This window comes from [Rhizobium] kunmingense (assembly GCF_977018605.1).
Map to the genome: position 1 here is coordinate 1,366,485 of NZ_CDRNXG010000001.1, position 21,390 is coordinate 1,387,874.

The window sequence follows — 21,390 nt, forward strand, 5'->3', positions numbered from 1 at the left end:
ATCAGGACCTCTTCAGCTTCGGGTCAAGCGCATCGCGCAGGCCGTCACCCATCAGATTGATGGCGAGAACGGTGATGAGGATTGCAAGGCCGGGGAAGGTGACGACCCACCAGGCGCGCAGGATGAATTCGCGGGATTCCGCCAGCATCGTGCCCCATTCGGGCGCCGGCGGCTGTGCGCCCATGCCGAGGAAGCCAAGGGCGGCCGCATCGAGGATCGCGTTCGAGAACGACAAGGTCGCCTGGACGATCAGCGGTGCGGTGCAGTTCGGCAGAATGGTGCGGAACATCAGGCGCAGCGGGCTTGCGCCGGCAATGCGGGCGGCGGTCACGTAGTCGCGGGTCTTCTCGGCCATCACGGCGGCGCGTGTCAGGCGTACGAAATGCGGCTGCAGCGTCAGCGCGATGGCGATCATGCCGTTGGTGAGGCTTGGGCCGAGGATGGCGACCAGAACCAGCGCCAGAAGCAGCGACGGGAACGCCAGGATGATGTCCATCAGGCGCATGATCACGGTATCGACCCAGCCGCGGTAGTAACCGGCGATAAGGCCGACCAGGATGCCGCCGATGAGCGACAGCGAGGTGACGAAGACGCCGATGAAGAGCGAATACTGGGCGCCGTAGATGAGGCGCGAAAGGATGTCGCGGCCGACCGGATCGGTGCCGAGAATGTAGTTCCAGCTGCCGCCTTCGGTCCATGCCGGCGGCATCAGGACAGCATCACGATACTGTTCGAAGGGCGAATGCGGCGCCAGCACCGATGCGAAGACCGCAACGATGACAAGGGCGACGAAAACATAGAGGCCGATGACGGCGCCACGGTTTTCGGAGAAGTAGAACCAGAACTCCTTGAGCATCTGGCGGCGCATCTGGCCGGTGGTCACCGGTTCGGCGGACTTGTTGGCGATTGTATCTGCCATGGGATTTTTCTCCTTCTTGCCGGCCGATCAGTGACGGATACGCGGGTTGATCAGGCCGTAGAGCAGATCAACGATGAGGTTCACGGTCATGATGATCGCAGCGATCAGCAGAAGGCCGCCCTGGATGACCGGGTAGTCGCGGCGGAAGACGCTGTCGACCATCCATTTGCCGATGCCCGGCCAGGAAAAGATCGTCTCGGTCAGGATCGCGCCTGCCAGCATGACGCCGATCTGCAGGCCGATCGTGGTGATGACCGGGATCATGGCGTTTCGCAGCGCATGTACGCCGACGACGCGGAAAGGCGAAAGACCCTTGGCGCGTGCGGTACGGACATAGTCCTCGGAAAGAACTTCCAGCATGGCCGAGCGCGTCTGGCGGGCGATGACGGCGAGCGGGATGGTGGCCAGCACGATCGACGGCAGCGCCAAGTGGCTGACGGCCGATGCGAAGGCGCCCTTCTGGCCCGAAATCACGCTGTCGATCAGCATGAAGCCGGTGACCTGCGGGAAATAGAACATCAGCGAGATGCGGCCCGAAACCGGGAACCACTGGAGGGTGCCGGAGAACAGGATGATGAGAAGCAGGCCCCACCAGAAGATCGGCATCGAATAGCCGACGAGTGCGATGCCCATCAGGCCTTGGTCGAAGATCGAGCCGCGCTTCATGGCGGCGATGACGCCGGCTGGAATGCCGAGCACGATGGCGATGAACATGGCACAGAGCGACAGTTCGACCGTCGCCGGGAAAAGCGCGAAGAACTGGTCGATGATCGGCCTCTTGGAGACGATCGACGAACCGAAATCACCGGTCAGAACGCCGCCGAGGTAATCGAAATACTGGATGACCATCGGTCGATCCATGCCGAGCTGGGCGGAAATCTGCGCGTGCCTTTCCGGCGACATGACGCGCTCACCCGAAAGGAGCGCGACCGGATCACCCGGAAGAAGCCGGATGAAGGAGAAGGCGATGATCGAGACCCCGAGGAAGGTCGGGATCAGCACGGCGAGCCGCCGCAAGAGAAAGCCAAACATTCTGAAACCTTTAAGGGTTTGTTGCGGGCCGGTTTCAAGCTTTTTGTCAAGCCTAAGAAAGCGGCAATTGCGGCGCTAACGCCACATTTTTGGGCGTCTCTTAAGAAAATGCCGCGGGAAACGCAATGTATCCCGCGGCAAAAAGTTGTGGTGCTGCCGGATTACTCGGCGATATCGACCGCTTCGAAGGTGAAGTCGCCGAGCGGGCTCTGGGTAAAGCCGGTCACGCCCTTAGCCATCGGAACGATAGCCAGCGAGTGGTCGATGGTTGCCCAGGGAGCTTCCTTCTTGAAGACAAGCTGAGCCTGTTCGTAGAGCTTGGTGCGCTCTTCCTGGTCGGAAGTGACCTTGGCCTTCTTCACCAGCCCGTCGAACTCTTCGTTGCACCACTGTGCGCGGTTGTTGCCGCCGACTGCGTTGCAGCCGAGCAGGGTGTCGAGGAAGTTATCCGGGTCGCCGTTGTCACCGGTCCAGCCGAGGATGACGGCACCATCGCGGTCTTTTGCCTTCGAACGGTCGAGGTATTCGGCCCATTCGTAGGAAACGATCTCGACCTTGACGCCGATCTTGGCAAAGTCGTCCTGCATGATTTCAGCAGAGCGGCGTGCGTTCAGCATGTAGGGACGCGAAACCGGCATTGCCCAGATCTTCATCGACAGGTCGGTTACGCCTGCGTCGTTGAGCATCTTCTTGGCTGCGTCGAGGTTGTACTCGTCGTCCTGAGTTGCCTCGTTATAGGACCACATCGTCGGCGGGATCGGGTTCTTGGCGGGTGTCGCCATGCCCTGGAAGACGGCGTCGACGATCGCCTTCTTGTTGATCGCCATGTTGAGCGCCTTGCGCACTTCCGGCTTGTCGAACGGTGCCTGGGTCGTGTTGTAGGCGAGGTAGGCGACGTTGAGGCCTTCCTGCTCGAGAACCGTGAGGTTCGGATCGGCCTTCATCGATTCAACATCTGCGGCGTTCGGGAACGGCATCAGGTGGCATTCGCCGGCCTTCAGCTTCTGGTAACGAACGGCTGCATCGCTGGTGATGGCGAAGACAAGATCGTCGATCTTAGGTGCGGTGCCCCAGTAGTCGGCGTTCTTCTTGTAGCGGATGACCGCATCCTGCTGATAGGCGACGAACGAGAACGGGCCAGTGCCGACCGGCTGCTGGTTCAGCTGTTCCTTGGTGCCGGCGGCTTCCAGGCTGTCAGCGTATTCCTTCGAGACGATCGACGCGAACGGCATCGCCAGGTTGGCGAGGAACGGCGCTTCCGGCTTGTTGAGCGTGAACCTAACGGTCATGTCGTCGACCTTTTCGATCGACTTGATCAGCTCCGGGAAGCCCATGCCGGCTGCATATTCCCAGGCGGCGCCAGCAATGTACTGGTTCCACGGGTGGTCGGCCTTCAGCTGGCGCTCGATCGAGAAGAGAACGTCGTCGGCGTTGAGCGTACGGGTCGGGGTGAAGAAGTCGGTCGTCTGGAACTTGACGTTCTGACGCAGCTTGAATGTGTAGACGGTGCCGTCTTCAGAAACGGTGTAGCTTTCGGCCAGACCAGCTTCCGGCTCCGTCGTGCCCGGCTTGAATTCGAGCAGGCGGTTGTAGATCGGATGGGCCGATGCATCGAAGGTCGTGCCGGCAGTATACATGCCCGGATCGAAACCTTCCGGCGAACCTTCAGAGCAATATACGAAGGTCTTGGCGCTGGCTGCACCAGCAAAGAAAGTCGCGGACAGAAGTGCTGCCGCCGCAAGCGTGAGTGTGCGTTTCATGTAGTCTCCCTTACCTGCACCGGCATCCCCGGCGCGGTTGATTTTCCCGAACTCTGGTGCGTTTCGCCGCACCTTGTGGACAAGCTTTTTCTTCACCTCCTGACCGGCACGTAAACGTCACGCCGGTCGCGTATTTTCCCCTCTCGAACAGAATGGCCCCTTAAGCACGAGTGCCAAACAGGTCAAGGGAATGAATTTTCACTCGCCAATCCTGTTTTAGAACTTCATGCTGTACTGATGCTATTCTCTCCATATTTATTCCCGGCTTGCCCCTCGCGCTAGGCGTGTGTTGCTGCCGTGGCGCGCGAGAATAGCGATTATCGGTGCGTTGTCGAGACGGTAGGCCCTGCTCTTCGATCACAACTGTACCGATTTTGCTGATTTGGTACTCAACGCCTTAATTTCCCGCATTAAGCGTTGCGCCCATTGGTGAAAGGAGTAGGTATCGAGCGCTCCCCCAACAATTTTCAAAGGCTGGTATTTCATGACCGAAGGCAATTCCAATCATCCTCTCGTTTGGGATCTGGTGGACCGCAAGACCGAGGTTTTCAAGGAACTCGCCGACCGGGTCTGGGAAACGCCGGAGACATGTTACATGGAGACGGAGTCCGCTGCCTCGCACAGGGAAATGCTTGAGGCGCAAGGTTTTTCGATCACCGACAATGTTGCAGGCATCCCGACCGCACTGATTGGTGAGGCGGGGGAAGGTGGTCCGGTTATCGCATTCCTCGGCGAGTTCGACGCGCTGGCCGGCTTGAGCCAGAAGGCCGGTGCAACCGCACATGAGCCTCTTATCGCCGGTGCCAATGGTCATGGTTGCGGCCACAATCTGCTCGGGTCCGCCTCGATGCTCGCGGCAACAGCCGTAAAGGACTGGCTGGAAGAGACCGGCACGCCCGGCCGGGTGCGCTATTATGGCTGCCCGGCAGAGGAGGGCGGTGCCGCCAAGGCTTTCATGGTGCGCGACGGTGCCTTCTCCGATGTCGATATTGCGATCAGCTGGCATCCGAGCAATTTCGCCGGCGTACAACGCGAAACCTCGCTTGCCAATTGCCGCATCGATTTCACCTTCACCGGCCGAGCGGCCCATGCGGCGGCGGTGCCTGAACTGGGGCGCAGCGCGCTCGATGCTGTCGAGCTGATGAGCGTCGGTGTCAATTATATGCGCGAACACATGCCGTCCGATTGCCGCATTCACTACGCCATTCTGGATGCTGGCGGCATCTCGCCCAACGTCGTTCAGGCTTACTCCAAGGTTCGCTACGTCGTTCGTGCACCGGAGCTTGCCGGCCTGTTCTCGCTGATCGAGCGCGTGAAGAAGGTTGCCGAAGGTGCTGCGTTGATGACCGAAACGACGGTCGAAAGCACCGTTCTTGCCGGCGTCTCGAACCTCGTGGTCAATACGCCGCTGATGGACGCGATGCAGGATATCTGGGACAGCATGGGTGCGCCGGCCTTCGATGCCGAGGATTCTGCCTTTGCCGAAAAGATCCGCGCCACGCTGACACCGCAGGATATTGCCGCAAGCTGGGCGCAGGAGCGGCTGGAAGAACGGGATATTCCGCTCGCGGACTTCATTCTGCCCGCCCATAACGAGCTGCGCCAGATGGGCGGTTCCACCGATGTCGGCGATGTCAGCTGGGTCGTGCCGACGGTGCAGGCCTATGGTGCAACGCTGGCGATAGGCACGCAGCTGCATACATGGCAGGTCGTCGCCCAAGGCAAGAGCGCGCTTGCGCACAAGGGTATGGTGTCGGTCGCCAAGGCCATGGCGGCAACCGGTCTTGCCGCGCTGCAAAGCGAGCAGCTGCGTGAGGCGGCCTGGGTCGATCTCAAGCGCCGCCACAAGGGGCAGGCTTACAAGAGCCCTATTCCCGCATCGGCCGAGCCGCCGATCGCTGCGATGGCAACGCGCTGAAGGCCGAATATCCCTGGCGGCGCGCGTCAATTATATTGAACGACGGGCGTCGCTTCTGCCGCTTTTGGGCTGTGCAAACTCGGTGATTTCTCCTATGGAATCCCTATTCGCGTTTCTGCGAGAGGAGATTTGCAGTGACCATTCAGCCCAATTCCATCGAAGCCCGCGACAAGGCCTATCACCTGCATTCCTATACGAATGCCCGTGCGCTCGAGCGTGACGGGGCGCTGGTGATCGAGCGTGGCGAAGGCATCTATGTCTACGACAATGCCGGCAAGCAGTATATCGAGGGCATGGCGGGGCTGTGGAGTGTCGGTGTCGGCTTCGGCGAAAGCCGGCTCGTCGATGCGGCTGCAAAGCAGATGGCCAAGCTGCCCTACTATCACACCTTCACCGCCCGTACGACAGGCCCCTCCGTAGAGCTTGCCGAAAAGCTGATCGAGATGGCGCCGGTGCCGATGTCGAAGGCTTATTTCACCAATTCCGGCTCCGAGGCCAATGACACGGCGATGAAGATCGTCTGGTACCGGTCCAATGCCCTCGGAAAGCCGGACAAGAAGAAGATCATCTCGCGCACCAAGGGTTATCACGGCGTCACCGTTGCGGCCGCGAGCCTCACCGGCCTGCCCAACAACCACCGCTCCTTCGACCTGCCGCTGCCACGCGTTCTGCACACGACCTGCCCGCACTACCGGGTGTTCAAGGTCGAAGGCGAAACGGAAGCGCAGTTTGCCGAACGCTGCGCGAAGGATCTCGAGGACCTGATCCTGAAGGAGGGGCCGGATACGGTTGCCGCCTTTATCGGCGAGCCGCTGATGGGCGCGGGCGGCGTGATCGTGCCGCCGGCCGGTTACTGGGAGGCGATCCAGAAGGTTCTGAAGAAATACGACGTGCTGTTCATCGCCGACGAGGTGATCTGCGGTTTCGGCCGGACCGGAAACATGTTCGGTACCACGACCTTCGATCTCAAGCCCGACATGATCACGCTGTCGAAGCAGATCTCGTCCTCCTATCAGCCGATCTCGGCGCTCCTGATCAATGACAGCGTCTATCAGCCGCTGGCGGACGAATCGGCCAGGATCGGAACCTTCGGGCATGGCGTCACCGCCGCCGGACATCCGGTTGCTTCGGCCGTTGCGCTGGAAAACATCAAGATCATCGGGGAGCGGGACCTGGTCGGAAATGTCCGATCGCTCAGCCCGAAATTTCTGGCCCGGCTTGCGGCGATCGGCGATAATCCGCTGGTCATCGAAACGCGTGGTGTCGGCCTGATCGGCGCCTTCGAGCTTGCCCCGCGCGAGGGTTACGACGCCGGCCAGCTGGGGCCGAAACTCTTCCCGATCCTGATGGAAGAGGGCGTGATCAGCCGCGCCATCGGCGATTCCATGGCATTCTGCCCGCCGATGATCATCACCGACGCGCAGGTCGACGACATGTTCGACAAGGTCGAGCGCGGGCTGGAGAAATTCGCCATACAGCTGACGGCCTAAAGTGCTGATTTCGCCAATTGTCTAGCCTCATGGCGTCCCTATATTGGACGCCATGATAGCTCTCTTCGACGCCTATTGGCCGCACGTCCTGTTTACGATCTCGGTTGTGGCCGGTGCGTCCGCGGCCATTCATGCGACCATGACGAAGGAAGAGGTGCGCTCGGCGGTCGGCTGGGTCGGCGTCATCATCCTGTCGCCCATCGTCGGGGCAGCCCTCTACATGATCGCCGGTGTCAACCGTATCCGCCGCAATGTCATCGGCGACCGGCGCTGGCTGCTGCGCGGTGCCGACCGGATCGATTTCGCCGCCTATGATGCGACCGAGGCGCAGGTGATTTCCGACTACGGTTATCGCTTTCGGGCGATGAAGATCCTCGGCGACCGCGTCACCCGCCACCACCTGACCACCGGCAACGGGATCGAGGCCTTCGACAACGGCGATGCCGCTTATGGTGCGATGCTGAAGGCGATCGCGGAAGCCAGCCGATCCATCCTGCTGGAGACCTATATTTTCGACCGCGACCGCGTCGGCCGTCGCTTTGTCGAGGCGCTGAGCGAGGCGGTGAAACGCGGCGTCGAGGTGCGGGTGCTGATAGATGCCGTCGGTGCGCGTTATTCCGTGCCGAGCGTGCTCGGCATGCTGCGTGACGGCGGGGTGAAGGCAGATGTGTTCAACGGCAATGTCATCACCGGCCTGCGCCTGCCCTATGCGAACCTGCGCACCCACCGCAAGATCCTGGTGATCGACGGTTCGCTCGCCTTCACCGGCGGCATGAATATCCGTGAAGGGTTTGCTGCCGAGTTTTCCGCCGGCGATGCTTCCGCCGACACGCATTTCCGCGTCACCGGTCCCGTGGTTGCCGATCTCCTGGCAATTGCTGCCGCCGACTGGGAGTTTTCGGCGGGCGAAAAACTTGAGGGTGAGGCGTGGCAGATCTCCATGGCCGACGTTGAGGCCGGTACACCGATGATCATGCGCGCCGTCTCCGCGGGGCCCGACCGCAGCGTCGAGACGAACCAGAAAATGCTGATGGGCGCGTTTTCCATCGCCCGCTCCTCGATCCGAATCGTTTCTCCCTATTTCCTGCCCGACCGTGAACTGATCACGGCGCTGATCACCGCCGCGCGTCGCGGCGTCGCGGTCGATATCGTCGTACCGAGTGCCAACAATCTGAAGCTTGTCGATCTCGCCATGACGGCGCAGTTCGACCAGATGCTGAAGAACTATTGCCGTATCTGGCGGGCAACCGGGCCGTTCAATCATTCCAAGTTGATGGCGATCGATGGCTGCTGGTCCTATGTCGGCTCGTCCAATATCGATCCGCGTTCGTTGAGGCTGAATTTCGAGGTGGATCTCGAAGTGCTTGATCGTTCGTTTGCGCAGGCGCTGGAACGAAGGATCGATCATTCCATTTCCTCTGCTGAGGAAGTGACGCTGCACGGGCTTCGATCACGGCCTTTTGCGAAGCGGTTGCTTGAACGGGTTCTCTGGCTGGGATCACCTTATCTTTGAGAGACGCGTACCGATGTGAGTTGAGACATGCATGAGAAACGCACGACACTCCCCACCAGCATCCTTGCGTCCATTCGTGCACGCAAGAACCGGGGTGCCGGGCTCCATGCGCCGCACGACCGGGCATCCGGCCTGCTTGTCGCGTCCTACAACGTGCATAAATGCGTCGGCGTCGACGGTCGGTTCGATCCGGGACGTATCGCCCAAGTAATCCGCGAAATCGGCGCGGATATCATCGCGCTGCAGGAGGCCGATACGCGGTTCGGCGAGCGCCGCGGCCTGCTCGATCTCAACTGGATGGAGCGGGAAACGGGACTATGTCCTGTGCCGGTCTCCGGCGTTGCCCGAGCGCATGGCTGGCACGGAAATGTCGTCTTTTTCCGCGAAGGCGCGGTGCGCGACGTGCATCAGGTCAAGCTGCCGGGGCTTGAGCCACGCGGTGCGCTGATGACCGAACTTGATCTTGAAAACGGTCAGACGTTCCGCGTCATTGCCGCCCATCTCGGTCTGCTCAACCGCTCGCGCCAGCAGCAGGCGCGGATGATCCTCGACATGCTGCGTGCGCGCGAAGAGCATCCGACCGTGCTGATGGGCGATCTCAATGAGTGGCGGCTTGGCGACCGGTCGTCGCTCAACACGCTCGCGACCGTTTTCGGATTGCCATCGGCGGTGCCGAGCTTTCCCTCGCGGCTTCCGGTTCTGGCGCTCGACCGGATCATGGCGAACCGGCCGGGTCTGATCGATCAGGTGCATACCCACGACACGCCGCTCTCGCGTCTGGCGTCCGACCATCTGCCGATCAAGGCCGTGGTGAAGATCGGAGTGCGCGCCAGTGGATAGTCCGTTTGACGGGCGAATTGACAGGGTGACAATCTTCTTTTCGCCAGGTGCTTTACCGGGGCTGTGAGCATGAATAGCTTTGCGCCATTCACAGTCCGCATCGAGGAAACCATGACCGATATCGCCATGATCGAAGCCGCGCGCGCTCGTCTCGCGGGGCGCGCACGTTACACGCCGCTTCTCTCTTCCCCGTTTCTCGATGAGATTGCCGGGAGGCGCGTGTTGGTCAAACCGGAATGCCTGCAGCATACAGGGTCGTTCAAGTTCCGTGGTGCATGGTCCGCAATCTCGGCACTCGAACCGGATGTTCGTGCACGCGGCGTGATCGCCTTTTCCTCCGGCAACCATGCTCAGGGCGTTGCCCTTGCGGCGAAAATGCACGGCATCCCTTCCGTCATCATCATGCCTGCCGATGCGCCGGCGCTGAAGATTGCCAATACCCGGGCCTATGGCGCCGAAGTGGTGCTTTATGACCGAGTGAAGGAAAGTCGCGACGAGATCGGCGCGAAGCTGTCGACAGAACGCAATCTGACTTTGATCAAGCCGTTCGACGAGCCGCTGGTCATCGCGGGGCAGGGGACGGCCGGACTCGAGATCGCCGAGCAGGCGAGCGAGCTTGGTATCGATAAGGCGGATGTGCTTGTACCGGTCAGTGGCGGCGGCTTGCTGGCCGGCATTGCGCTGGCGCTGGAAGCCAAGGCGCCCGGCCTGATCGCACATCCTTGCGAACCTGAAAATTTCGACGATATGTCGCGTTCGCTCGTCTCCGGTCAAATCGAGCGCAATGCGGCTCTGTCGGGTTCGCTTTGCGATGCGATCCTCTCGCCGCAACCCGGCGATATCACCTTCCCGATCATCAAGCGTCTTTCAGGCGCCGGTATCGTTGTGACCGAAGCGGAAGCCCTGCGGGCAATGGCGCTTGCCTTCAGCCGGTTGAAGATCGTTGTCGAGCCGGGCGGGGCTGTGGCGCTTGCCGCCGCGCTTTTCCATGGCGAGAGCCTTGGCGAAACCGTCATCGCGATCTGCTCCGGCGGTAATGTCGATGGCGAGATTTTCCGCATGGCACTCGAGCGCAATCCCGATTGAGGCGGCAAGACGCGGGCGGGTATAATAAATCGTTAACGCTTGCGTCGGTGCCATAAACGAAAAGGATTTTCCACTCCGGTCGTTTCGCTTGGAACTTTATCTCTACCAAGTTGATAGGGATAAAGTAGCATCAGTCATCACCCGAAAATGGTGGCAACGAGAAAACCGGAGGAAGATCATGCGACATTCGAATGTTCAGACGCGATCGTTTTCCCATCGCCATCCGGCGCTTTCGAGCTGGCAATCCGCCGCTCATATGGCCATCGCAGTGGCCGCTTTCGCCTTCATCGGAGCGGTGACGCTCGGACTGCTCTAAGTCGGTTCATTCTCTGGGCGATCGGTCTGGATTTACCCCGATTTCCTTCGCCTCATGAAAAAATACCCGGAACGCGCCTGTCCATAGGGCAGCTATGTCATGCGATGTTAGCGGGCGAGGTTGTCACGTCGCCGGCAAATAGGCCTCAGCCAGCTCGACCCAGAGATTGACGCCGATCGGCAGGGCGTCGTCGTTGAAGTCGAATTTCGGGTGGTGAAGCGGCGGGTCGTTATCTGTCCTCGCTGTGCCGAGGAAGAAATAGCTTCCGGGGCGTTCCGCCAGCATATAGGCAAAATCCTCGGCGCCCATCATCGGCCGTTCGATTTCGGCGACGTTCGCTTCCCCGACAACTTTCCGTGCCAGGTCGCGGACGAAATCCGTTTCCGCCGTGTGATTGATCGTCGCCTCGTAGCCGCGCTCGTAATCGACCGTTACCGACATGCCATAGCTTGCCGCCTGACCTTCGGCGATACCGCGGATGCGGTCTTCCAGCATATCGCGTACCTTCAGGTCGAAGGAGCGAATGGTGATCGCCATCGTCGCCCGCTCGGGGATGACGTTGCTGGCGATGCCGGCGTTGAAGGCGCCGACGGTGACGACAGCCTGATCGAGCGGGTGAAGATTGCGCGAGACGACTGTCTGCAGCGCCATGATGATGCTGGCACCTGCAACAATCGGATCCTTGGCAGCATGTGGGTCGGCACCGTGGCCGCCATGGCCGTTCACGGTAATCCGCGCTTCGTCGACCGCCGCCATGATCGGGCCGTCCTTGACATAGACCTTGCCGAAAGGCAGGCCGGGATCGTTGTGCATGCCGAAGACTGCATCGCAGGGGAAGCGGTCGAACAGGCCTTCATCGATCATGATCTTGGCGCCGCCGAAATTTTCTTCCGCCGGCTGGAAGATCAGGTGGATCGTGCCGTCGAAATTCTTTCTCTCCGCGAGTGTTTTTGCAGCACCCAGCAGCATGGCGGTGTGGCCGTCATGGCCGCAGGCATGCATCACGCCGGTGTTCCTGCTGGCATAATCTGCGCCGGTTTCCTCGGTGATCGGCAGCGCATCGATATCGGCGCGGATGCCGATAGAGCGGTCGCTCGTGCCGTTGCGCAGCGTTGCGACGATGCCGGTCTTCGCCAGTCCGCGGGTGACTTCATAACCGTATTCGGCAAGCCTTTCCGCGACGTAATCCGAGGTTTTGAACTCCGAAAGGCCGATTTCCGGGTTCTCGTGCAGATGCCGGCGGATGGCGACGATGTCGGGCATGGCGTTGGGGCTCATGTCGTTTTCAAATCGCAGCGTCATCCTCATGCCTTTCGCTTGCTCGGCCTGGAAGAAGGTCGATGTAGAGCGGCGGTATAGCAGTCCATCAATCCGGCGCCAATAAAGTGTCAGCGCCACGCAAGATTTTCTCCTGATATCAAACGATTGAATCCGTTCAGCCTTTATTCAGGCTGACCGCTATAGAGGCTTAGGGTGTGTCAATCCGGGCAGCTTTTGGCGATAGTTGATGTGTTTCGTTTGCATTCTTGAAGCCGGCCTCTATCTCCTAGCGCGCGGATTGCGCCAAGACCGGATGCCATTTCCCCGATGGCAGAGCGGTTTTGCGGCGTAGGCCGAGAAATTGGCCGATCAACCCCGATTTTCCTAATCAGAAGCGTGTCCATGTCCCTTGATACTTCGAAGTCCGGTTCCTCTCGCGAAACAGACGTCAAGCAGGTCGATCATAACGACTCGATCCGCGGGACCTATCTGACGATAGACGACCTCAGGGAGTGCGGGCTTCAGCTCGGACGTGGAGCCGGCGGCGAGCTGCCCGGCCTGATGTCCTTCGAGTTTTTCCAGCAGCATTCGGATAACGAGAAGGAAATCCTGCGCGTCTATCGCGCGGCCGCTCTCGATGTCGATGCCGGCGCCTCGATCACGCCGGCGGCTGAATGGCTGCTCGACAACTATTACATCGTCGAGGAAGCGATCCAGGAAGTCCGCCGCGACTTTCCGAAGAAGTTCTTCAAGCAGCTGCCGACCCGCGTCGTTCAGGGACAGAAGATGCCGCGCGTTCTTGCGCTCGCATGGCTTTATGTCGCCCATACCCACAGCAGCGTGAACCGCGAATCGCTCGCCGCCATGGTCGAGGGCTTTCAGGAAAACGAGCCGCTCGAAATCGGTGAACTCTGGGCGCTGCCGTCCTTCATCCGCTTCGTACTGATCGAAAATCTCCGCCGCATCGCGACCCGTGTCGATCGTTCGCGCAACATGCGCAAGCGCGCCAATGACGTTGCCGACGAGATCATTCGCCTGAGCGACGAGACGGAGAGCGCCAAGGTTCTGGCCGGCGTCGAGGATCTGGCGCGCGACAACACGTTCGCGGCGCAGTTCCTCTACCGTTTGCGCAACGCATCGCAGTCCACCACCTTTGCCACCGCGTGGCTGGAAAAGCGTCTGGCCGAAGCCGGCACCGATGTAGAGACCGTCACCCAGTCGGAACAGAGCCGCCTCTCATCCGGCAACGTGACGATGGGCAATATCATCAAGAGCCTGCGTCTGATCATCGATACGGAGTGGAGCGTCTGGTTCGAGGACGTGTCGCAGATCGACAAGCTGTTCCGCGAGCATACCGATTACGAAGCGCTCGATTTCGGCTCGCGCAATGCCTATCGAAACCGTATCGAAAAGCTAGCACGACTTTCCAAGCGCAGCGAGGCGGAAGTCACCCAGGCTGCGATCAAGCTGTCGCAGGATGCTGCCGAAAAAGACCCCGATGTGCGCGAGACCAATGTCGGCGCCTTCATCGTCGGCCGCCATCGCCGTGAACTTGAAACCGCGGTGGGTTACAATCCGCCGATCCTGCAGCGGGCGGTGCGCGCCTATCGCAAGCTGAACTGGCTGGCGATCGCGGCGCCGGTCATCCTGCTCACGGTTCTGGCCCTGGCAATTACCGGCCATTTCCTCGTGCAGGCAGCGATCCCGCTTCTGGTCGTCTTCTTCCTGCTCGTCATGTTCGCGCTTCCCGCTTCGGAAGGTGCGACGGGCCTGTTCAACACGGTCGTCACCTATTTCGTCAAACCGGCGCGTCTCGTTGGTTACGAGTTCAAGGAAGGCATTCCGGAGGAAGCCAGGACCCTGGTTGTCGTCCCCTGCCTCATCACCGACCGCGATACGGTCGACGAGCTGGTTCGCAACCTCGAAGTCCACTATCTCGCCAACCCGCAGGGCGAGATCTATTTTTCGCTGCTTTCCGACTGGCGCGACAGCAAGCTCGAGCAGACCGAGGCCGATCTCGAGATCCTCGACTATGCCAAGCGCGAAATCGTGGCGCTCAATGCGCGCTACAAGGACGAGGTCGAGAGCGACCGTTTCTTCCTTCTCCACCGCCGCCGCCTGTTCAATCCGAACGAAGGCGTATGGATGGGCTGGGAGCGCAAGCGCGGCAAGCTGCACGAGCTGAACCTGCTTTTGCGCGGCGACCGAGACACCACCTACCTGCAGGGCGCCAACACGGTGCCGGCCGACGTCCAGTATGTCATGACGCTCGATGCCGATACGCGCCTCATCCGTGACGCGGCGACCAAGCTCGTCGGCAAGATGCACCACCCGATCAACCGTCCGGTCCTCGATCCGGAAACCAATCAGGTGATCAAGGGCTATGGCCTGATGCAGCCACGTGTCACGCCGTCGCTGACGACGGGCACGGAAGCCTCGGTCTTCCAGCGTGTCTTCTCGGTCGGCCGTGGCCTCGATCCTTACGTCTTCGCCGTTTCCGACGTCTATCAGGATCTGACGGCCGAAGGTTCGTTCACCGGCAAGGGCCTTTATCATGTCGATGCCTTCGAGGCGTCGCTGAAGGGCCGGATCGAAGAAAACGCGGTTCTCTCCCACGACCTTCTCGAAGGCTCGTTCGCGCGCTGCGCGCTCGTGACCGATGTCGAGCTGGTCGAGGATTTCCCGACCCGTTACGAAGTTGAAGTCTCGCGCCAGCATCGCTGGGCACGCGGCGACTGGCAGCTCATTCCCTACATCTTCGACGCCAAGCGGGGCGTCACCGCGCTCGGTCGCTGGAAGATGCTCGACAACCTGCGCCGGTCGCTCACCCCGATCGCCTGGTTCTTCGCCTCGGTGCTCGGCTGGTATTTCATGGACCCGCTCGGCGCGTTGATCTGGCAGATCCTGCTGATCTTCTCGCTGTTCGTCGCGCCGACGATTTCGCTTCTGACCAATCTTCTGCCTCGCTCCAGCGACAACGTCGCCAAGGCGCATTTCTACTCGGTCTGGTCGGACGTGCGGTCCACCAACGCGCAGGTCGCGCTTCGCATCGTCTTCATCGCCGATTCCGCTTGCATCATGACAGACGCGATCTCGCGATCGCTCTATCGCCTGTTTGTCAGCCGTAAACTGATGCTCGAATGGAAGACCGCCGCCTCTATCCAGTCGGGCGCGCAGGGCAGCCCGGCGGATTATTACCGCTCGATGTGGCATGCGCCGGCGATCGCCGTGCTCAGCATCCTTCTCGCCGCCATTCCTGGCGACAACGCTTTCCTCGTCGGTATTCCGTTCGCGGTACTGTGGATCTTCTCGCCGCTCGTCGCCTGGTATGTCAGCCAGTCGGCAGAGACCGAAGACAAGCTGTTCGTGCCGGAGAACGTGTCGACCGAGCTGCGCAAGATCGCGCGTCGCACCTGGCGCTATTTCGAAATGTTCGTCACGCCGGAACAGAACTACCTGCCGCCGGACAACTATCAGGAAAAGCCCAACCCTTCTGTCGCCAAGCGCACTTCGCCGACCAATATCGGCGTCTACCTTCTGTCGACAATATCGGCCCGTCATTTCGGCTGGATCAGCTTTGCCGAAACGATCGAGCGGCTGGAGCAGACGCTGGCGACTGTCGAGCGCGCCGACAAGTTCCGCGGCCATATGTACAACTGGTACCACACGGACAGCCTGAAGCCGCTTATGCCGCGCTATGTCTCGTCGGTCGATAGCGGCAATTTCGCTGGTCACCTGATTGCCATCTCGTCGGCCTGCCGCATCTGGGCGGAAGCGCCGTCCGCGCATCTGCAGGGCAATCTCGACGGTATCGGCGACGTCGCCGGCATTCTCGGCGAAACGCTGAAGTCTCTGCCGGATGACCGAAAGACGGTTCGCCCGCTGCGCCGCCGCCTGGAAGAGCGTATCATCGGCTTTGCCAATGCGCTGGCCGCAGTAAAGCGCGAGCACGAGTTCGCCTCGATCCGCATCATCAACCTCTCGGTTCTCGCCCGCGACATTCAGAAGCTCGCCGGCAATCTCGACCACGAGGTTCGCTCCAGCCAGAGCGAGGAAGTCACCAAATGGGCGGCGTCGCTGGTTGCCGTATGCGAAGCGCATATCGGTGACAGCACTTTCGACAACGCCAATGTCGAGGAACTGCGCGATCGTCTTGCCTCGCTGAGCGTTCGCGCCCGCAAGATCGCCTTTGCGATGGACTTCAAGTTCCTGTTCCGCAAGGACCGTCGTCTTCTGTCGATCGGCTACCGGGTGGAAAGCAACGAAGTCGACGAGGCCTGCTACGACCTTCTCGCCTCGGAAGCGCGTCTCACCAGCCTGTTCGGCATTGCCAAGGGCGATCTGCCGAACGAACACTGGTACAAGCTCGGTCGCCATGTCGTGCCGATCGGCGCGCGCGGTGCGCTCGTCTCCTGGTCGGGTTCGATGTTCGAATACCTGATGCCGCCGCTCGTCATGCAGGAGCGCCAGGGCGGTATCCTCAACCAGACCAACAATCTGATCGTCAAGGAACAGATGAACCACGGCCGCCGTCTGGGCACGCCATGGGGCATTTCTGAAGCTGCGTTCAACGCGCTCGACCATCAGATGCACTACCAGTACACCAACTTCGGCGTGCCGACGCTGGGCCTGAAGCGTGGTCTCGGCCAGAACGCCGTCATCGCGCCCTATGCGTCGATCCTGGCCAGCCAATACGATCCGATCGCAGCCGTCGAGAACCTTGCCGAATTGCGTGAACTCGGTGCGCTCGGCATCTACGGCTTCCACGATGCGGTCGACTTCACGCCGACCCGCGTGCCGGAAGGCAAGCGCTGCGCCGTCGTCTACAACTACTATGCCCACCACCATGGCATGTCGATCGCGGCCGTCGCCAACGTCGTCATGAATGGCTGGCTGCGTGAGCTTTTCCATGCCGATCCGGTGATCGAGGCGGCCGAACTGCTGCTGCAGGAAAAGGCGCCGCGCGACATCCCGGTGATGAGCGCCAAGCACGAGGAAAAGCCAGGCACCGGTGGCGGCGAGCTGCTGCGCCCGGAAATCCGCACCATCAACAACCCGGCCACCAAGGACCGTGAGCTGGTTCTCCTGTCCAACGGCCATTACTCGCTGATGATGACGGCGACCGGCTCCGGCTATTCCCGCTGGAACGGCCTGTCGGTGTCGCGCTGGAAGGCCGATCCGACCGAGGATCGCTGGGGCCAGTTCATCTTCCTGCGCGACACGACGACCAACGACTGGTGGTCGACCACGACCGAGCCGCGTCGTGCCGAGGGAGAGCAGTCGAAGACGGTGTTCGGCGACGACAAGGCCGAATTCCATAAAACAGTTGGTGAGCTGACCAGCACGGTCGAGGTTATCGTCGGCACGGAACACGATGCCGAAGGCCGCCGTGTGACCCTGCTCAACATGGGTACCGAGGACCGCTTCATCGAAGTGACCTCCTACATGGAACCGGTGATTGCCGGAGACGACGGCGATGCGGGCCACCCGGTCTTCTCGCGCATGTTCGTCAAGACCGAAATCGGCAAGCGTGGCGACGTGATCCGCGCCTGGCGCAACAAGCGCGAGCATAACGAACCGGATATGCTGGTTGCCCATCTGGCGGCCGACCATGCCGGTTCGGCACGCCCGACCGAATACGAAACCGACCGTCGCAAGTTCCTCGGCCGTGGCCGTACGCTGTCGGAGGCTGCGGCCTTCGATCCGGGTGCTTCGCTGTCGAACACCGACGGTTTCACGCTCGACCCGATCCTTTCGCTGCGCCGCACGGTTCGTGTCCCGGCCGGCAAGAAGGTCAGCGTCGTGTTCTGGACGATTGCCGCGCCGAAGCGCGAGGATCTCGACAAGGCGATCGAACATTATCGTCACGCCGAAAGCTTCCAGACCGAGCTGACGCAGGCCTGGACGCGCACCCAGATGCAGATGCGCCATCTCGGCGTTACCTCGCAGGATGCGGCTGCGTTCCAGCATCTGGCCCGCTATCTCGTCTATCCCGACATGCAGCTGCGCGCCGACCAGCAGACGCTGCAGGCCGGCATGCAGGCGCAGTCCGGCCTCTGGCCGTCGTCTGTCTCCGGCGACCTGCCGATCTTCACGCTCAGGATCAATGACGAGGCTGACCTGCCTGTCGCCAAGGAAGCGATCCTGGCACAGCAATATCTGCGTTCGCGCGGCGTTCTGACCGATCTCGTCATCTTCAACGAGCGGGCAGCTGACGGTGCTCAGGACATGCAGCAGTCGATCGAGCAGATGGCGACCCGCATGGGCCAGGAAGGCGGACGCCAGCACGTCTTCACGCTGCGAAGCGACCTTCTCGAAGGCTCGGGCGCGGACGGCCTGATCGCCGCTTCGCGCGTCGTTCTGCATGCCCGCAACGGCCAGTTCGGGGATCAGCTCAACCGTACCAGCTCGATCTTCGCGCCGGCAACGGAGCAGCAGATCGAGGCGGATCGCCGTCCGCTTCTCAATGGCGAGATCTTCGCCGCGCCGGAAGTCCTGTCGAAGGAGCCGACCGATCTCGAATTCTGGAACGGTATCGGTGGCTTCTCCGGTGAAGGCAACGAGTATGTAGTTCGCCTCAATGGCGGTCAGTCGACGCCGCAGCCGTGGATCAACGTCATCTCCAACGATACGTTCGGCTTCCACGTTTCGGCCGAAGGTGCCGGCTTCTCCTGGGCGGAAAACTCCCGCGACTACCAGCTCACGCCGTGGACCAACGACCTCGTCATCAACCGTCCAGGTGAAGGTTTCTACGTATCCGACACGGAAACGAACAAGGTCTACACGCCGTTTGCCGCGCTCTCGCGTCGTCGCGAAGTGCTGTTCGAAGCCCGCCACGGCCTCGGCTACTCGGTCTTCTCGTCTGAAGAGGACGGCTTGAAGCTGGAAGTGACGCAGACCGTCGACCGGACGCGTCATGCCAAGTTCTCGCATATGAAGCTGAAGAACTCCGGTTCCGAAACGAAGAAGCTGAAGCTTTACGGCTATGTCGAATGGCTGCTCGGCGCCAATCCGAACAGAACCGTGCCCTTCATTCTGCCTTCGCGTGACGAGGCGACCGGTACGCTGTTTGCGACGAATGCGTTCAGCATCAATTTCAGCCGCTTCGCCTTCCTCGGCATGAGCGAGATGCCGACCGGTTTCACAGCAAGCCGCCGCGAATTCGTCGGCCGTTTCGGCTCGGTGCAGATGCCGGCCGCGGTCGTGGCTGCATCCGCCCTCAGCGGTTCGCTCGATCTCGACGGCGATCCGTGTGCGGCGCTTGCCTATGACGTGGAGCTTGCTCCGGGTCAGGAGACAGAAGTCACCTTCTTCCTCGGCGATGCCGCGACGAAGGAAGAGGCTGTCGCGCTCTCCGCCGAGCTCAAGACCGTCAAGTTCGACGGTGCGCTGGCAGAGAACCGCGGCTTCTGGAACGAGTTCACCGGGCGTCTCAAAATCTCGACGCCGGACAAGTCGCTTAACAACATGGTCAACCACTGGCTGCCCTATCAGGCGCTCGGTTGCCGCATCATGGCCCGCACCGCCTTCTACCAGGCATCGGGTGCATTCGGCTTCCGTGACCAGTTGCAGGATACGCTGGCCTTCCTGGTGCACGAGCCGTCGCTTGCCCGCCGGCAGATCATCAACGCGGCCTCGCGCCAGTTCAAGGAAGGCGACGTGATGCACTGGTGGCTGCCGCATAACGGCTCCGGCGTGCGCACGACGATCTCCGACGACGTCGTCTGGCTGGCCTATGCCATCAACCAGTATGTGTCGGTGACAGGTGATCAGACCCTTCTTGAAGAAGAGCTGCCGTTCCTTTCCGGCCCAATCCTCGAAAAGACCAAGCACGACGCCTTCATCCAGCCCGAGGTGACGAACGAAATCGCCAACCTCTACGAACATGCGGCGCGGGCGCTCGATCTGGCGATCGACCGCACCGGCGACATGGGCCTGCCGCTGATGCTCGGCGGTGACTGGAACGACGGCATGAACCGTGTCGGCGTTGCCGGTCGCGGCATGAGCGTCTGGCTCGGCTGGTTCCTGGCCGCTGCATTGCGCGACTTCATTCCTTACGCCGAAGCGCGTAAGGACAAGAAGCGCATCGACCGCTGGAAGAAGCATATCGACACGCTGAAGGAAGCACTGGAAACCGACGGCTGGGACGGCAGCTACTACCGCCGCGGCTATTTCGACGATGGCACGCCGCTCGGCTCTGCCAAGAGCGACGAATGCCGCATCGACAGCCTCGGCCAGTCGTGGAGCGTGCTTTCCGGCGAAGGCCGGATGGACCGCCGCGACCAGGCGATGGATGCCGTGATGAAGCAGCTGGTCGACGAAGAGGCGGGTATCATCCGCCTGTTCACCCCGCCGTTCGAAAACACCCGTCAGGATCCCGGCTACATCAAGGCCTACCCGCCTGGTGTTCGTGAAAACGGTGGCCAGTATACGCATGCGGCCATCTGGGTCGTGCTGGCGCTGGCGCAGATGAAGCGCGGTGACGATGCCTGGAAGTGCTTCCAGATATTGAACCCGATCAACCATGCCCTGACTCGCGAGGCGGCCGACACCTACCGGGTCGAGCCCTATGTCGTGGCCGCCGACGTCTACGGTGCGGGCGACTATCAGAGCCGTGGTGGCTGGACCTGGTATACGGGTTCTGCCGGCTGGCTCTACCGCGCGGCGATCGAGGGCATTCTCGGCATCAAGCGCAACGGCGACCGACTGACCGTCGATCCGTCGCTGCCGACGGGCTGGGATGGGTTCGAGGCCGAGTTGACGATCGACGGCAAGGCCCATGCGATCAAGGTTGCCGGCGACGTTGTCACGGTTGACGGCAAGAAGGCCGACAAGGATGGCGGGTTCAAGCTGACGCAAAAGTAAGCGGCCGGCTCCATCACTGCGAGAAACAATCACCCCGAAAAACAGCACGGTTTTCGGGGTGATGCCTTTCAGACCATAGCTTCTCCCTTTCTCGTTGCGCAGCATGAGCCTCCGCGACGGGAAATCCCGTCACGGCCGGCCTTGGGAAAGAGGCGGGCAGTGCAATCGTCTTCGATGTCTTAGTCAGGGCTCTCTGCCCGCCTCGATCGATCGGCGTTACCGGTGCTGAAAGATGGGGTTGAAGCCTTCCTTTCCAGTTTCCGGTGAAGGGCCTTGCCCAGACGGCATCGGCTTCCGCTTTTCAACCGCCATCGGGCACCGGATGTTGGTCCGTGAGGCTCCGGTTCGCGACCCGGCTCCGTGTCCAATGACCAGAACAGGACAATCCAGC

The 21,390-nt window shown here is 61.1% G+C and carries 11 protein-coding genes; 7 read left to right on the plus strand and 4 right to left on the minus strand.

Features of this window, described 5'->3' with window-relative positions; translation table 11 throughout:
• Window position 1 precedes the first annotated feature (1 nt).
• The 3 genes from AC0JZ4_RS06655 to AC0JZ4_RS06665 form a co-directional block, all read right to left on the minus strand.
• Window positions 2-919 (minus strand): ABC transporter permease subunit, encoded by a 918-nt coding sequence (locus AC0JZ4_RS06655; protein WP_471885618.1) that lies wholly within the window; start codon window positions 917-919, stop codon window positions 2-4.
• 27 nt (window positions 920-946) lie between these two features.
• Window positions 947-1,951, minus strand: coding sequence for an ABC transporter permease subunit (locus AC0JZ4_RS06660; RefSeq protein WP_471885619.1), 1,005 nt, complete (start codon window positions 1,949-1,951; stop codon window positions 947-949).
• A gap of 161 nt (window positions 1,952-2,112) precedes the next feature.
• Window positions 2,113-3,711: an ABC transporter substrate-binding protein gene (locus AC0JZ4_RS06665; RefSeq protein WP_471885620.1), complete on the minus strand. Its 1,599-nt coding sequence runs from the start codon at window positions 3,709-3,711 to the stop codon at window positions 2,113-2,115.
• Window positions 3,712-4,195: 484 nt separating this feature from the next.
• On the opposite strand from AC0JZ4_RS06665, the gene AC0JZ4_RS06670 reads away from it, so the two are divergent.
• The 6 genes from AC0JZ4_RS06670 (at window position 4,196) to AC0JZ4_RS06695 (ending at window position 10,874) form a co-directional block, all read left to right on the plus strand.
• A complete protein-coding gene (locus AC0JZ4_RS06670) occupies window positions 4,196-5,629 on the plus strand; it encodes a M20 family metallopeptidase (protein ID WP_471885621.1) in 1,434 nt (477 codons plus the stop codon).
• 134 nt (window positions 5,630-5,763) lie between these two features.
• Window positions 5,764-7,119, plus strand: coding sequence for an aspartate aminotransferase family protein (locus AC0JZ4_RS06675; RefSeq protein WP_471885622.1), 1,356 nt, complete (start codon window positions 5,764-5,766; stop codon window positions 7,117-7,119).
• 52 nt (window positions 7,120-7,171) lie between these two features.
• Window positions 7,172-8,632: a phospholipase D-like domain-containing protein gene (locus tag AC0JZ4_RS06680; protein WP_471887817.1), complete on the plus strand. Its 1,461-nt coding sequence runs from the start codon at window positions 7,172-7,174 to the stop codon at window positions 8,630-8,632.
• Window positions 8,633-8,659: 27 nt separating this feature from the next.
• Window positions 8,660-9,472, plus strand: a complete 813-nt coding sequence (locus AC0JZ4_RS06685; protein WP_471885623.1) for an endonuclease/exonuclease/phosphatase family protein — start codon at window positions 8,660-8,662, stop codon at window positions 9,470-9,472.
• Window positions 9,473-9,583: 111 nt separating this feature from the next.
• Complete coding sequence (locus AC0JZ4_RS06690) at window positions 9,584-10,558, plus strand: threonine ammonia-lyase (RefSeq protein ID WP_471887818.1); 975 nt, start codon at window positions 9,584-9,586, stop codon at window positions 10,556-10,558.
• Between the two features lie 178 nt (window positions 10,559-10,736).
• Entirely contained in the window at window positions 10,737-10,874 is a 138-nt protein-coding gene (locus tag AC0JZ4_RS06695; protein WP_471885624.1) for a hypothetical protein, read from the plus strand.
• Between the two features lie 123 nt (window positions 10,875-10,997).
• Here the strand turns inward: AC0JZ4_RS06695 and AC0JZ4_RS06700 are convergent, their stop codons facing one another.
• Window positions 10,998-12,176, minus strand: a complete 1,179-nt coding sequence (locus AC0JZ4_RS06700; RefSeq protein WP_471885625.1) for a M20 aminoacylase family protein — start codon at window positions 12,174-12,176, stop codon at window positions 10,998-11,000.
• 360 nt (window positions 12,177-12,536) lie between these two features.
• On the opposite strand from AC0JZ4_RS06700, the gene AC0JZ4_RS06705 reads away from it, so the two are divergent.
• On the plus strand, window positions 12,537-20,999 hold the full coding sequence (locus AC0JZ4_RS06705) for a glycoside hydrolase family 94 protein (RefSeq protein WP_471885626.1): 8,463 nt from the start codon (window positions 12,537-12,539) through the stop codon (window positions 20,997-20,999).
• The last annotated feature ends 391 nt before the right edge of the window (window positions 21,000-21,390 follow it).

What these genes read in the sequence shown, in the direction of transcription:
- AC0JZ4_RS06655 (WP_471885618.1), bottom strand. Translation starts at nt 919, where the DNA reads ATGGCAGATACAATCGCCAACAAGTCCGCCGAACCGGTGACCACCGGC.
- AC0JZ4_RS06660 (WP_471885619.1), bottom strand. Translation starts at nt 1,951, where the DNA reads ATGTTTGGCTTTCTCTTGCGGCGGCTCGCCGTGCTGATCCCGACCTTC.
- AC0JZ4_RS06665 (WP_471885620.1), bottom strand. Translation starts at nt 3,711, where the DNA reads ATGAAACGCACACTCACGCTTGCGGCGGCAGCACTTCTGTCCGCGACT.
- AC0JZ4_RS06670 (WP_471885621.1), top strand. Translation starts at nt 4,196, where the DNA reads ATGACCGAAGGCAATTCCAATCATCCTCTCGTTTGGGATCTGGTGGAC.
- AC0JZ4_RS06680 (WP_471887817.1), top strand. Translation starts at nt 7,172, where the DNA reads ATGATAGCTCTCTTCGACGCCTATTGGCCGCACGTCCTGTTTACGATC.
- AC0JZ4_RS06685 (WP_471885623.1), top strand. Translation starts at nt 8,660, where the DNA reads ATGCATGAGAAACGCACGACACTCCCCACCAGCATCCTTGCGTCCATT.
- AC0JZ4_RS06690 (WP_471887818.1), top strand. Translation starts at nt 9,584, where the DNA reads ATGACCGATATCGCCATGATCGAAGCCGCGCGCGCTCGTCTCGCGGGG.
- AC0JZ4_RS06695 (WP_471885624.1), top strand. Translation starts at nt 10,737, where the DNA reads ATGCGACATTCGAATGTTCAGACGCGATCGTTTTCCCATCGCCATCCG.
- AC0JZ4_RS06700 (WP_471885625.1), bottom strand. Translation starts at nt 12,176, where the DNA reads ATGACGCTGCGATTTGAAAACGACATGAGCCCCAACGCCATGCCCGAC.
- AC0JZ4_RS06705 (WP_471885626.1), top strand. Translation starts at nt 12,537, where the DNA reads ATGTCCCTTGATACTTCGAAGTCCGGTTCCTCTCGCGAAACAGACGTC.